Annotated in this window: 11 protein-coding genes, 6 tRNA genes and 1 pseudogene; 5 read left to right on the top strand and 13 right to left on the bottom strand. The window is 41.2% G+C overall.

The genetic code is table 11. The annotated features are described in order from the left end of the window. Positions 1-6: 6 nt before the first annotated feature. The 12 genes from L650_RS0108530 to lolB all read right to left on the bottom strand — a co-directional run bounded on the left by L650_RS0108530 (position 7) and on the right by lolB (position 6450). Positions 7-81: transfer RNA gene (locus tag L650_RS0108530), tRNA-Gln, on the bottom strand. Positions 82-121: 40 nt separating this feature from the next. Beyond that, a tRNA-Leu gene (locus L650_RS0108535) sits at positions 122-206 on the bottom strand. A 94-nt stretch (positions 207-300) separates the two neighbouring features. Further along, positions 301-377 (bottom strand) — tRNA-Met (locus L650_RS0108540). Positions 378-382: 5 nt separating this feature from the next. Then, positions 383-457: transfer RNA gene (locus L650_RS0108545), tRNA-Gln, on the bottom strand. Positions 458-494: 37 nt separating this feature from the next. Beyond that, a tRNA-Leu gene (locus L650_RS0108550) sits at positions 495-579 on the bottom strand. Between the two features lie 67 nt (positions 580-646). After that, positions 647-723: transfer RNA gene (locus L650_RS0108555), tRNA-Met, on the bottom strand. A gap of 747 nt (positions 724-1470) precedes the next feature. After that, the gene (gene ychF / locus L650_RS0108560) at positions 1471-2562 is read right to left on the bottom strand and encodes a redox-regulated ATPase YchF (protein WP_004588829.1); all 1092 of its coding nucleotides are present in this window, start codon (positions 2560-2562) and stop codon (positions 1471-1473) included. A gap of 33 nt (positions 2563-2595) precedes the next feature. Beyond that, complete coding sequence (gene pth, locus L650_RS0108565; RefSeq protein ID WP_024033868.1) at positions 2596-3180, bottom strand: aminoacyl-tRNA hydrolase; 585 nt, start codon at positions 3178-3180, stop codon at positions 2596-2598. 18 nt (positions 3181-3198) lie between these two features. Beyond that, the gene (locus L650_RS0108570) at positions 3199-3813 is read right to left on the bottom strand and encodes a 50S ribosomal protein L25/general stress protein Ctc (RefSeq protein ID WP_004588831.1); all 615 of its coding nucleotides are present in this window, start codon (positions 3811-3813) and stop codon (positions 3199-3201) included. A gap of 151 nt (positions 3814-3964) precedes the next feature. Beyond that, positions 3965-4912: a ribose-phosphate pyrophosphokinase gene (locus L650_RS0108575; protein ID WP_029772844.1), complete on the bottom strand. Its 948-nt coding sequence runs from the start codon at positions 4910-4912 to the stop codon at positions 3965-3967. A 90-nt stretch (positions 4913-5002) separates the two neighbouring features. Then, a complete protein-coding gene (gene ispE / locus L650_RS0108580; protein WP_029772845.1) occupies positions 5003-5860 on the bottom strand; it encodes a 4-(cytidine 5'-diphospho)-2-C-methyl-D-erythritol kinase in 858 nt (285 codons plus the stop codon). A 2-nt stretch (positions 5861-5862) separates the two neighbouring features. Then, positions 5863-6450 carry a lipoprotein insertase outer membrane protein LolB gene (gene lolB, locus L650_RS0108585; protein ID WP_029772846.1) on the bottom strand — a complete coding sequence of 196 codons (588 nt, stop codon included), beginning with the start codon at positions 6448-6450 and terminating at the stop codon, positions 5863-5865. An 83-nt stretch (positions 6451-6533) separates the two neighbouring features. Here lolB and hemA point away from each other — a divergent pair, with 83 nt between their 5' ends. From hemA to L650_RS0108610, 5 genes and pseudogenes are all read left to right on the top strand, one after another. Continuing rightward, positions 6534-7793 (top strand): glutamyl-tRNA reductase, encoded by a 1260-nt coding sequence (hemA, locus tag L650_RS0108590; protein ID WP_029772847.1) that lies wholly within the window; start codon positions 6534-6536, stop codon positions 7791-7793. 7 nt (positions 7794-7800) lie between these two features. Continuing rightward, positions 7801-8886, top strand: coding sequence for a peptide chain release factor 1 (prfA, locus tag L650_RS0108595; RefSeq protein ID WP_004588836.1), 1086 nt, complete (start codon positions 7801-7803; stop codon positions 8884-8886). Positions 8887-8888: 2 nt separating this feature from the next. Then, positions 8889-9728, top strand: a complete 840-nt coding sequence (gene prmC, locus L650_RS0108600; RefSeq protein ID WP_024034189.1) for a peptide chain release factor N(5)-glutamine methyltransferase — start codon at positions 8889-8891, stop codon at positions 9726-9728. Positions 9729-9785: 57 nt separating this feature from the next. After that, a pseudogene (locus L650_RS0108605) lies at positions 9786-10727 on the top strand (DUF3369 domain-containing protein); the annotation flags it as partial. Between the two features lie 314 nt (positions 10728-11041). After that, the gene (locus tag L650_RS0108610) at positions 11042-11416 is read left to right on the top strand and encodes a SirB2 family protein (RefSeq protein ID WP_024034187.1); all 375 of its coding nucleotides are present in this window, start codon (positions 11042-11044) and stop codon (positions 11414-11416) included. Positions 11417-11644: 228 nt separating this feature from the next. Here L650_RS0108610 and L650_RS0108615 read toward each other — a convergent pair whose 3' ends face one another. After that, positions 11645-12781 (bottom strand): ISAs1 family transposase, encoded by a 1137-nt coding sequence (locus L650_RS0108615; protein ID WP_029772849.1) that lies wholly within the window; start codon positions 12779-12781, stop codon positions 11645-11647. Positions 12782-12862 lie beyond the last annotated feature (81 nt).

Genomic DNA, 12862 nt, shown 5'->3' on the forward strand with positions numbered 1-12862 from the left:
AGAAATTGGCTGGGATACCAGGATTTGAACCTGGGAATGCCAGGATCAAAACCTGGTGCCTTACCGCTTGGCGATATCCCAACAAAGAATTAGCTGATTATTTTAGTTCTTATCGAGAACATGGTGCGGAAGGAGAGACTTGAACTCTCACATCCTAAGATACTGGAACCTAAATCCAGCGCGTCTACCAATTCCGCCACTCCCGCATTTTTTACTTTGAATAATCAAAGAAAGGTAGTTATTTTAAACTCTTCATTGAGCTGCAATTTAACTCTTGCAGAGCCACTTCTAAAAAAGAAATGGTGGCTAAGACGGGATTTGAACCTGTGACCCCATCATTATGAGTGATGTGCTCTAACCAGCTGAGCTACTTAGCCATTGTTGGCTGGGATACCAGGATTTGAACCTGGGAATGCCAGGATCAAAACCTGGTGCCTTACCGCTTGGCGATATCCCAACAGAAAACAATTGATAGTTTAGTTCATATCAGAACATGGTGCGGAAGGAGAGACTTGAACTCTCACATCCTAAGATACTGGAACCTAAATCCAGCGCGTCTACCAATTCCGCCACTCCCGCATTTTCACTTTGAATAATCAAAGGAAGGTAGTTATTTTAAACTCTTCATTGAGCAACAAAAGAAAAATGGTGGCTAAGACGGGATTTGAACCTGTGACCCCATCATTATGAGTGATGTGCTCTAACCAGCTGAGCTACTTAGCCATCTCTTTTGTTATCACTTCATCGCTGAGTGCGGGGCGTATTATGCTGATATGACCCAAATCCGTCAACACCTTTTTTGCAAAAAAACACTTAACAGGGTTTGTTTGCAGGAAAATTAAGCTAAGAGGCTAAATTTTAATAAATTTGCTGTTTTTTTAACTGTAAATCAACTGTCAAAGTACACCAAGTAATAACAACTTAAAACCGTTAATATAAAAACTGCTGAGTATTTATGCAGTCGCTTTGTGATCAAGTTGTATTAAAACCGAGTTTATTGAGTATTTTAGCTATTGAATGAAGTTATGATACTTAACAACCAGGCTATGCAATCATTTTAAGTAGGCATAACTTGCGCTAGTTGCGTTAAAAATTACATATTAATCACCGCGTGGGGGTAGTTGTTAGGGCAATTTGCTTATTACTGATGCGTATTTATCACGTTAAATAAAGTATTTAGCTTAGCTCGTGAGTATAATACCAATTCGTAATAATACTTATATCATTTTGCGGGACTAAAGGTGTCGCTATCTGTGTGAAAAAATTCTCTTTTAGAACAACTAAATAGCGAATTTTTCTAGCTATCAACAGGTTTTTCCATCCACAAAATAAATCACTTAATTATGCTAATTGCTATAAAAAGCCAAAAGTGATTAAGGCCATTTATCTTTTAGGATGAAACTTACCTGGTTAAAGGCATAAAAAAACCCGCATTAAGCGGGCTTTTATAAACAGATTGTTTAGGCGTAATTATACGTTGAACAAGAAGTTCATTACATCGCCATCTTTAACAATGTACTCTTTACCTTCTTGACGCATTTTACCGGCTTCTTTAGCGCCACCTTCGCCATTAAAGGCAATGTAGTCGTCATAAGCAATGGTTTGTGCGCGAATAAAGCCACGTTCAAAGTCGGTGTGAATTTTACCAGCCGCTTGCGGCGCAGTTGCACCTACTGGAATAGTCCACGCGCGTACTTCTTTTACACCTGCTGTGAAGTAGGTTTGTAAATGCAATAGCTCGTAACCACCGCGAATAACACGGTTTAGGCCTGGTTCTTCTAAACCTAGGTCTGCCATAAATTCAAGCTTGTCTTCTTCATCTAGTTCAGAAAGCTCAGATTCGATTGCAGCACACACCGGAATTACTACAGCATCTTCAGACTCTGCAATAGCACGTACACGGTCAAGGTGTGGGTTATTTTCAAAGCCATCTTCAGCTACGTTAGCAATGTACATAGTAGGCTTAATAGTTAAGAAGTTAATTGAGCTAATTGCTGCTTTTTCTTCTTTAGTAAGCTCTAAAGAGCGAAGTGTTAACCCTTCGTCTAAGTGTACTTTTACTTTTTCAAGTACTGCATTTTGCTCTTTAGCGTCTTTATCGCCGCCTTTCGCTTTTTTAGCGTTACGGAAAATTGCTTTATCAGCGCTGTCCATATCGGCAAGTACTAATTCGGTATTGATAACGTCAATATCGTCAGCAGGGTCAATAGTACCTGCAACGTGAATTACGTTTTCGTCTTCAAAACAGCGAACTACATGGCCAATTGCATCCGTTTCACGAATGTTTGCTAAAAATTGGTTTCCTAAACCTTCACCTTTTGATGCGCCTTTTACTAAACCAGCAATGTCAACAAATTCCATACTGGTAGGTAGAATACGTTGAGGATTTACAATTTTTGCTAGCTCGTCTAAGCGAGGATCGGGTACCGGTACTACACCTGTGTTAGGTTCGATGGTACAAAAAGGAAAGTTAGCGGCTTCAATACCCGCTTTAGTTAGTGCATTAAAAAGCGTTGATTTACCAACATTAGGCAAGCCAACGATGCCACATTTAAAACCCATAGTAAGATACCTTGTTAAGATTCGTTTAAACGATTATGGTTTAAAAGAATGTAGTCTGTTTTGTGCTTTTAACACACCATCTTTTGCAAGTATTTCCATACAACGAACTGCTTCATCAACCGCTGCATCCATTTTTTCTTGGTCTTCTTTGGCTGCTTTTCCAAGCACCCAACCGGTAACCATTTCACGATGCCCTGGATGACCGATACCTATGCGTAAACGCATAAAATCTTTTTGGTTTGCCATTTTTGCAATAATGTCTTTTAAGCCATTATGACCGCCATGACCGCCACCTTTTTTAAGTTTGGCAACGCCTGGGTCTAAATCCATTTCGTCATGGGCAACAAGTATGTTTTCCACGGGGATTTTGAAAAAATTGGCTAAACTACCGACCGCTTTACCACTTAAGTTCATGTAGGTGGTGGGGATCAATAATTTGAATTCTTGGCCTTGGATGATCACTTTGCCAGTTAGGCCGTGATATTTAGGATCGTGTTTGAGCGTGCAGTTGTAGCGTGCTGCGAGTTCTTCAATGAACCAAGCACCTGCATTGTGGCGTGTGTTTGCGTATTCGGGGCCTGGATTAGCCAGGCCCACAAGCATTTGAATAGAATTCAAGGTGCAAGACCTTAAATATTATTCAGCAGCGTCTGAAGCTTCTTCTTCAGTAGGAGCTGCTTTGTTAGCTTTGATTGTAACTACTGACAGGTCGTGGCCTTCGCCTTTACCTAGTTCAACAGACTGAACACCTGAAGGAAGTTCAAGGTCAGAAATGTGAACTGAATCACCAACTACTAAATTAGAAACGTTAACTTCAACGAATTCTGGAAGTGCTTTAGGAAGACAAGAAATCTCAACTTCAGTTAACTGGTGAACAACAGTTGCGCCAGCTTTAGTAACTGCTTCTTCACCGATGAAGTGAAGAGGAACTTTAGTTACTAATTTGTGAGTTGCATCTACACGTTGGAAATCAAGGTGAGTGATTTTTGGCTTGAATGGGTGACGTTGAATATCTTTTAAGATAGCTTCAACAGACTCGCCGCCAACATTTAGCGTAAGAATGTGCGTGTAAAAACCTTCGCTTTCTTGTGCTTTGATCATGTCTTTATGAGCAAGAGTAAGCGATACCGCTTCTTTATCTGCACCGTAAAGGATAGCAGGTACTTTGTCTTCGCGACGTAGGCGGCGGCTCGCACCAGTACCAGTTTCTACGCGAAGTTCAGCGTTGTAAGTATAAGTTTCGTTAGACATAATGTCTCCAATAATTAAAAGTGTTAGGGCCTTTGCGACCAAGGTCCCTACCCAAAAGGCGCGCTATCATAACACCGCCCCCCGATAAAATAAACAACACATACAAAAAAAGCGCCAAAAGGCGCTTATATGTTCCAACGAATGTGTGATTTTAGTGTTCAAACATCGCTGAAATAGATTCTTCATTGCTGATGCGACGAATTGTTTCGGCTAACATGTCAGCAAGAGTCAGTACTTTTACTTTATCAAGCGCTTTTAATTCATCAGATAACGGAATTGAGTCAGTTACAATTACTTCATCAATTACTGAGTTACGAATGTTCTCTGCAGCTTTGCCAGATAAAATAGGGTGCGTTGCATAGGCAAATACGCGTTTAGCACCGTGTTCTTTAAGTGCTTCTGCGGCTTTACATAAAGTACCACCGGTATCAATCATATCATCTACGATAATACAGTCGCGGCCTTCAACATCACCAATAATATGCATTACTTGAGAAACGTTAGCTTGAGGGCGACGTTTATCAATAATAGCAAGGTCTGTGTCGTGAAGTAGTTTTGCAATAGCACGGGCACGTACTACACCACCAATATCTGGTGATACTACAACAACGTCTTCAAACTCACGCTCTTCCATATCTTCAAGTAATACAGGGCTACCAAATACGTTATCTACTGGTACGTCAAAGAAACCTTGTATTTGCTCAGCGTGTAAATCAACCGTAAGAACGCGGTCAACACCTACACTTGATAAGAAATCGGCAACAACTTTAGCGGTAATTGGAACGCGCGCAGAACGTACTCGACGGTCTTGACGTGCATAACCAAAATAAGGAATGACGGCAGTAATACGACCTGCTGATGCACGACGTAGAGCATCAACCATAACGATAAGTTCCATTAGGTTATCGTTAGTAGGGGCACAGGTTGATTGCAAGATAAAAACATCCGAGCCACGAACATTTTCATTTATTTGAACACTGATCTCACCGTCGCTAAAACGGCCAATAACAGCATCGCCTAATTCAATATACAAACGTTTTGCAACTTTTTGAGCTAACTCAGGTGTTGCGTTACCAGCGAAGAGCTTCATGTCAGGCACGGTAGGGTTCCTCAGGCACTGAATTTTTGGACTAACGGGTAAATAGGTAAAACCCACTACGCGTTAACTTATGATTACTTGTACGTTACTTCATTGATCGAATATGGCGGCAAGCTCCGTATGAGCAGGAGAGACATTTGCGCTAGAAGCAACAAAACCCTGCCAAGTATGGGGGAGGTTATCAAGTACATCTTGTGCTTGAACTTGGCTAGCAAATTCGACAAAACAACATGAACCTGTTCCGGTCATCTTCGACGGGGCGTATTTTAGCAACCACTGCAGGGTTTTTTCAACCTCGGGGCAGAGCTTTTTAACTAAAGGCTCACAATCGTTGGTTAATTTATGGGTTCGCCAATCACCTGAAATTTTTGGTGTATCGCGTTTTAAATCTGGGTGAGTGAATATTTTAGCGGTACTGACATGCTGATTAGGGTGCACAATGCAATACCATTTTTGTTCAAGCTCTACGTCAACCAATTGTTCGCCAATACCGTGTGCTATGGCGCTTTTACCACGAATAAATACCGGTACGTCGGCGCCTAATTGCAAGCCTAAGTTTGCTAATTCATCAATATCTAGTTGTGTATTCCACATTTTATTAAGTGCAAGTAACGTGGTGGCTGCATCAGATGAACCGCCTCCTACACCGCCACCCATAGGTAAACGTTTAGTGAGATTTATTTTTACACCTGATGAAATGCCACAGTGATTTTTAAGCAATAACGCGGCTTTATAGATGAGATTATCGCAATCTGCTATGCCTTTCGTATCACCCGTTATTAAAATAGTGGGCGCTTCGTTAACTGAAAAGTCGAGTGTGTCGCCAAAATTTAAAAAGGTAAATAAGGTTTCTAGTTCGTGATAACCGTCATCACGGCGCGCATTGATGTGTAAAAATAAGTTAAGTTTTGCCGGTGCAATGACCGAAAAAGCTGTTTTAGTATTCATACTTAATTAAATTGCCAATTGTAGAGTTGAATTTTGATTTTAATTTGCTGATGTTTTAGCGTGACATTGCCAGGAACCCAAAAGCCACCTTGCTGTTTATAGTTTGAATACGTTATTTGCCACTTTTTATTGCTGTTATCGTACCAAATAACTTGTTGTGCACGGCCAAGTTCGTCTACTTTTAATGTTTGCGACGTTAACGTGCCTTTTAACCAGTTATCGGCGTTATCAACAGGCAGGTTAAAACCTGTTAAGCGTTTTAATAATAACGCGGCGTTAGTGTCTGTGTATGTTTTATCGTCGTAATCAAGTACCGCACCTGTGCGGGTTTGTTTAAGCGACAATATACGAGTACCAATAAACGTAGTGAGCACTAAGTTGTTTTGTTTTTCGTCTTGTTGCCAATTTAAGTTTGCAGATTGGCGCTCATCAGGGCTTATAAACGCTAATTTACCTTGTGCTTGCCAGGTTTTTTGCGCTGCTAAGCGTGGTTTCCAATCATCGTAAAGCGTTGTTTTTGTATCAATTTGGTGGGCGCAGCCCGCTAAAAACAAAAAAAGAGTGAATAAAATTAAATAATGTCTAATCAAATGTTGTTCCTTACTTTCCATATTCCGCTGATTTTTGGTAAAATTGCCGCCTTTAAAGTAGGGCGCAGCAATATTTGGCAAATATGACCATCATAGCACTTGGTATAAATCACAAAACCGCATCCGTAGAATTACGTGAAAAAGTGGCTTTTTCGCCTGAGCAAATGTCTGAGGCGCTCCAGCAATTAAGCGGTCATGCCGACTTTAACGAAGCCGTTATTGTATCTACCTGTAACCGTACCGAAATCTATTGTAGCCTTGAGCAGTCAAATTCCCAAGCACTGCTAGCATGGCTTGCCAGTTTCCATGGTTTGGATGAACACGAACTGAGCAAAAATATATATTGCCACCAAGGTGATGCAGCCATTAATCATTTAATGCGTGTTGCGTGCGGCTTAGATTCGTTGGTATTGGGCGAGCCGCAAATTTTAGGGCAAATTAAGCAAGCTTATCATAGCGCCAAAACACACGATGCCGTAGGCGTTAAGTTTGACAGGTTGTTTCAAAAAACCTTTTCGGTAGCTAAGCAGGTCCGTACCGACACTGATATTGGTGCCAGTGCTGTGTCGGTGGCGTTTGCAGCGGTTAATTTAGCAAAACATATTTATGGCAAGCTTGATAAAACCAATGTGTTATTAATTGGTGCCGGCGAAACAATAGAGCTTGTAGCTAAACATTTATATCAAAATGAGCCACAACAAATTACGGTTGCCAATAGAACCATTGAGCGTGCACGCGGTTTAGCGCAGGAAGTGTCGGCCGATGTGATTGCGCTGGCACAACTCCCTGAGCGTTTACACAAAGCCGATATAGTTATTAGCTCAACCGCCAGTACGTTACCAATTATAGGTAAAGGGGTGGTGGAGCAAGCATTAAAACAGCGCCGCCATAAACCTATGCTGTTTATTGATATTGCCGTACCACGCGATATAGAAAGCCAAGTAGGCGAGCTTGACGCAGCCTATTTATATTCCGTTGATGACTTACAANAAGCCATTGTAAGCGAGAATATGGCCGCGCGTGAACAGGCGGCAGAACAAGCACAATTAATAATAAGCGAGCGAGTAAAAGAATTTGAAATGTGGGTTCGCTCTCTCGATTCGGTTGATTTAATTCGCCACTACCGAAACGACGTACAAACCATTAAGTCAGAACTTGTTGAGCGGGCGGTTAGTCAGCTAAATACAGGTAAAGACGCAGAAAAAATTATATTAGAGTTGGCCAATAAATTAACCAACCGCTTAATGCACGCGCCTACCCGTGCAATTCAAGATGCGGCTAAAAAAGGTGAAGTGGCACAACTAACTCAGTTGAAAAAAATGTTAGGTATTGATCAGGAATAACAGTTAAATGAAAGAGTCTGTATATCGTAAATTAGAAACCTTAGTAGAGCGCTACGAAGAAGTACAAGCGCTACTGAGCGATCCGTCGGTCATTAGTGATCAAAACCGCTTTCGTGCTCTTTCAAAAGAATACTCTGAGCTTGAAGAAATTGTAAAAACATTTTTAGCATACCAACAAGCGCAAGACGATGTAGCGACTGCTGAAGAAATGTTAAAAGATTCAGACCCAGATATGCGTGAAATGGCGCAAGAAGAATACAAAGAAGCTAAAGCGCAAATTTTATCATTAGAAGATGAGCTACAAGTGCTTATGCTTCCTAAAGATCCTAAAGATAACAACAATGTATTTTTAGAAGTACGCGCGGGTACCGGTGGTGACGAAGCGGCTATTTTTGCAGGCGATTTATTTAGAATGTACAGCCGTTACGCCGAAACACAAAAATGGAAAGTTGAAGTGGTGAGCACCAACGAAGGTGAACACGGCGGCTACAAAGAAGTTATAGCAAACATTAGCGGTGAAGGTGTGTACGGTAAGCTTAAGTTTGAATCGGGCGCTCACCGTGTACAGCGTGTACCAGAGACTGAGTCGCAAGGGCGTGTACATACCTCTGCGTGTACGGTTGCAGTAATGGCCGAAATTCCTGAAGCAGAAGCCATTGAAATAAACACCGCCGATATAAAAGTAGATACCTTTAGAGCCTCCGGCGCCGGTGGTCAGCACGTAAATAAAACCGACTCGGCAATTCGTATTACTCATATTCCAACGGGTGTTGTGGTTGAGTGTCAGGATGAGCGTTCGCAACATAAAAACCGTGCTAAAGCGATGTCGGTACTTGCCGCGCGTTTACAGCAAGCCGAAGATGAAAAACGTCATGCGGCTGAGGCCTCTGAGCGTCGTAACTTAGTGGGCAGCGGCGATCGCTCTGAGCGTATTCGTACTTACAACTACCCGCAAGGACGTATTACCGATCACCGTATTAATTTAACGCTTTATCGCTTAAACGAAGTGGTAACTGGTGATTTAGGCGCAATTATCGATCCATTAATGCAAGAGCATCAGGCTGATTTACTTGCCGCAATGGGCGATGAGTAATTGTGAGCCACACGCTTGAGCAGGCAATAGCGGTTGGTGCAAATAAACTTGCACCAACTAGCGACAGCGCTAAATTAGACGCACAAGTACTGCTATTACATATTCTTCAAAAACCTCGCAGTTACTTATTTACCTGGCCAGATAACCTACTTAGCAGCGACGAACAGCGCCAATATGATGAATTTTGTGAACGGCGTTTAAATGGTGAACCCGTAGCGCATATTATTGGCCAGCGCGAATTTTGGAGCTTAGCGCTCGAGGTGAATGCTACGACGCTTATTCCTAGGCCTGATACCGAAACACTCGTTGAGCAAGCTTTAGCACTTACCGTGCCTGAGCAAGCAAAAGTGCTTGATTTAGGCACTGGCACCGGCGCTATAGCACTTGCACTTGGCAGTGAAATGCCAACATGGCAAATTACAGCAGTCGACAAAGTAGCAGATGCGGTGGCCTTAGCGACTCGTAATCAGCAGCGTTTAGCCATTGATAATGTGCAAGTTAAGCAAAGTAACTGGTTTAGCGCGCTGAAAAATGAGCAGTTTAATTTAATTGTGACTAACCCCCCGTACATTGAACACGACGATAAACATTTAAAAGAAGGAGATGTGCGCTTTGAACCTCTTTCTGCGTTAGTGGCCGATGATGCAGGAATGGCTGATATAAAACAAATAATTACACAATCACGTGACTATTTGCTCCCTAGTGGCTATCTTTTAATAGAACATGGTTTTGAACAGGGTGAAGCTGTTCGGCATTTGTTTAAGCAAATGGCGTATATAAATATTAAAACAGTAAAAGACTTGGGAAATAACGATCGTGTAACGCTCGCACAGTGGCCTTAATTTGATAATAAACAGCCATGATTGTGTGTTCTATAAATGCATTAAGGAACCTTTAATATGATGGGTGATTTTTTATTTTCAGATGAGCCAGATGAGTTAGAAAGTGAAGTAGAGCTTGGCACTTGGAAAGTATTAATCGTTGATGACGAACCTGAAGTTCATGCTGTTACAAAGCTAGCGTTGAGTGATTTTGAATTTCAGAACAAACGTTTAGAATTTTTAAGCGCATACTCGGGCGCTGAAGCAAAAGAATTAATAAATGCGCACCCAGATGCCGCTATTGTACTGCTAGATGTGGTAATGGAAACAGATGACGCTGGGTTACAGGTTGCTAAATTTATTCGCGAAGAAGCTAATAATAATCATATTCGCATTATTTTAAGAACCGGTCAGCCCGGGCAGGCGCCTGAGCGCCAAGTCATTATTAATTACGATATTAACGACTATAAATCGAAAACAGAGCTAACAGCGCAAAAGCTGTTTACTGTGATTATGTCGAGCTTACGCTCGTATCGCGATATTATTTCTATAGAGCAATCTCGCGAAGGGCTTGAAAAAATTATTGTTGCCTCGCGCGATATATTTGCCACACGTTCAATAGAGCAGTTTATTGAAGGGGTGATGCAGCAACTTACCTCGTTATTAGGCATTGCCGATCAAGCGGTGTATGCCACTACGTTAGTGGCGCAAAATACGCAAGAAAATAGTAACGATAAGCTAATTGTGCGCTCTGGTACGGGTGAGTTTGAGCAAAGCGAGGGTAAAGAATTAGATGCTGTGCTGCAAAACGAGCAACTAGAGGCGTGTCATCAAGCACTTAAAGATAAAAGCATAATTTATAAAGATAACTATTTATTTGCTTATTGTAGTAGCGAGTACAATCACAATTCGATGTTATTTATATCGGGGATCCCTAAAAATATAACCGATACGCAACGTAATTTAATTGAGATTTTTTCGCAAAATGTACAACTAGCATTTGAGAACGTGCAACGACAACAACGTTAATCGTTACTATAAATTTAAAAAGCACATAGCCTTGCGACTATGTGCTTTTTAGTTTGTGAGGCATAATAGCCAAAGCAGTGCGTAGGGCTTGGTATTATACCAAGCAGCAATAATACTTAATCATTTTGAGGGGGCTAAACGTGTTGCTATCAGCGTTAAAAAATTCTCATTTAGAACAACTAAATAGCAAATTTTTTGCCTAGCTATCAACACGTTTTTCCATCCTCAAAATAGATCACTTAATTAAGCGGATTGGTATTAAACGCACTTAACTAATTTTAACAAAACAAAAAGTACTGAGGCTTATGGATTATTTAGCAGTAAAACACTCACACATGGCAATTGCTATGCTAAGCGTTATCTTATTTTACATCCGCTCTTTTTCGCGTATGGGCAGTGGCAAGCTTGCCAAAAATAAACTGGTTTTTATTGGCAGTCACAGCATTGACACTTTATTACTTATTTCTGCAATAACATTGGTGTTCATGGCAAAAATAAACCCCTTTGAGCAACTATGGTTATTAGAAAAAATAGTGCTTGTAGTGATTTATATTGCGATAGGTATTATTAGTGCTAAACAAACTAATACGCTGCCAAAGATTATGTATGTGGTAGTTAACACGATTGTGATTTTAGCGATAGGGTATTTGGCAACGGCAAAATCGCCGCTACTTTTATAATACCTACTTTGTTGCAAGTTAAGTGTCGGTGCGTGTATATACTTTTTAAACACGCACGATACTTAAAGGCAAGGGGCTTATACGTAAGGAACTTAAACCCCCAAGGAACTTAAGTAACAGTTAACACAGTTAATACACCTCTGCACGCTTTATAGCCTTCACCATTTTTCAGCCAGGCTGGCCTACTCCTTTACAATAAAGCACCCCTCTGGGGTATAATTACCACGGCTAGCGCATTTTAATCCCAGACTCCAACAGGGTTGAGCGGTAATCATCGTCTAGCCCTGCCATTTTCTTTTTCCTCGCCATACTAGCTGACTTAGATGTATCTTGTTTAAAAAGCGCCATGGCTATCTTTCGCATTACATTAAACATTAATGGCCCTTGAAGTTTGCGTATTCTCGATTCATCTTCTCTGAAGTTCATATCAAGCATCCAATGCATGCTTTCAACCTGCCAGTGACTGCGTACCGCATTGAGTGCTTGCGCTGCATTTAAGTCTAATGAACTTATATACCAGCGTGTTTCAGTGGTATCCGACCCTGCCGACTTATCATGAACTTCAGCCCTGACCTTAATAATACTCGTTAAGCCAGGCCAACGATAATCCTTGCCTAACCAGCTTTTATCTATAAGTAACTGCTGGCATGTACGTGTTTCAACACGCCCATGTCCTGAGCTTATTTCGGTATATTCATCACAATTATGCTGAGTTAACCTTTCACGCTCGCACTTGTGCCACCACGCTTCTAGTTCCTTTTGCATGCCTGAATGATTACCTTTAAGTGCAAGAATATAATCTGCTTTTTGTTGGATGATTTGTTTTGCTATTTCTTGTTGGCATCCCATCGCATCTAACGTAATGATACTGTTTTCAATATCGAGCAGGGTGAGTAATTCTGGTATTGCGGTGATTTCATTTGTTTTATTATCAACAGCCGTCTGCCCAAGCACTAACTGGTGTTGGCAACTCCATGCACTGACCGTGTGTAAGGCACTTTTTCTGTCTTTTGTGGTAAATGAACGTCGTGCGGTTTTGCCATCGATAGCGATGATATCTGCACCTGTGGTTTCAATCAGTGATGATATCCAAGATTGAAATGCCCTTTCTATTTCATTTGCTTTTAACCGACACATGACGCGAGCAATCGTGTCATGTTTTGGAATTCCTGCGTTGAACGTACCGTATTTTTTTAACCAATCAAGCTTTAGGTGCCCAAAGTCTTCAATATCTTCCCATCCTTCTGCACCAGAGAGTACAGCGCTAATAGCAAGGAGAAGAATATCGATAAGTTCATGCTTTTTACAACGTTCAATGCGAGGATCTGTAATTGAATTAAAATGTTTCAGAAAAGTAGTGCTCATATTTATGCGACCAAGTAATTATTATGCCTTGATCTGATCACTACTTGCTCTATAAGTTCAATTTATAATGATCTTGCCGTG

It is taken from the genome of Pseudoalteromonas sp. TB51 (assembly GCF_000498055.1).
GTDB lineage: Bacteria > Pseudomonadota > Gammaproteobacteria > Enterobacterales > Alteromonadaceae > Pseudoalteromonas > Pseudoalteromonas atlantica.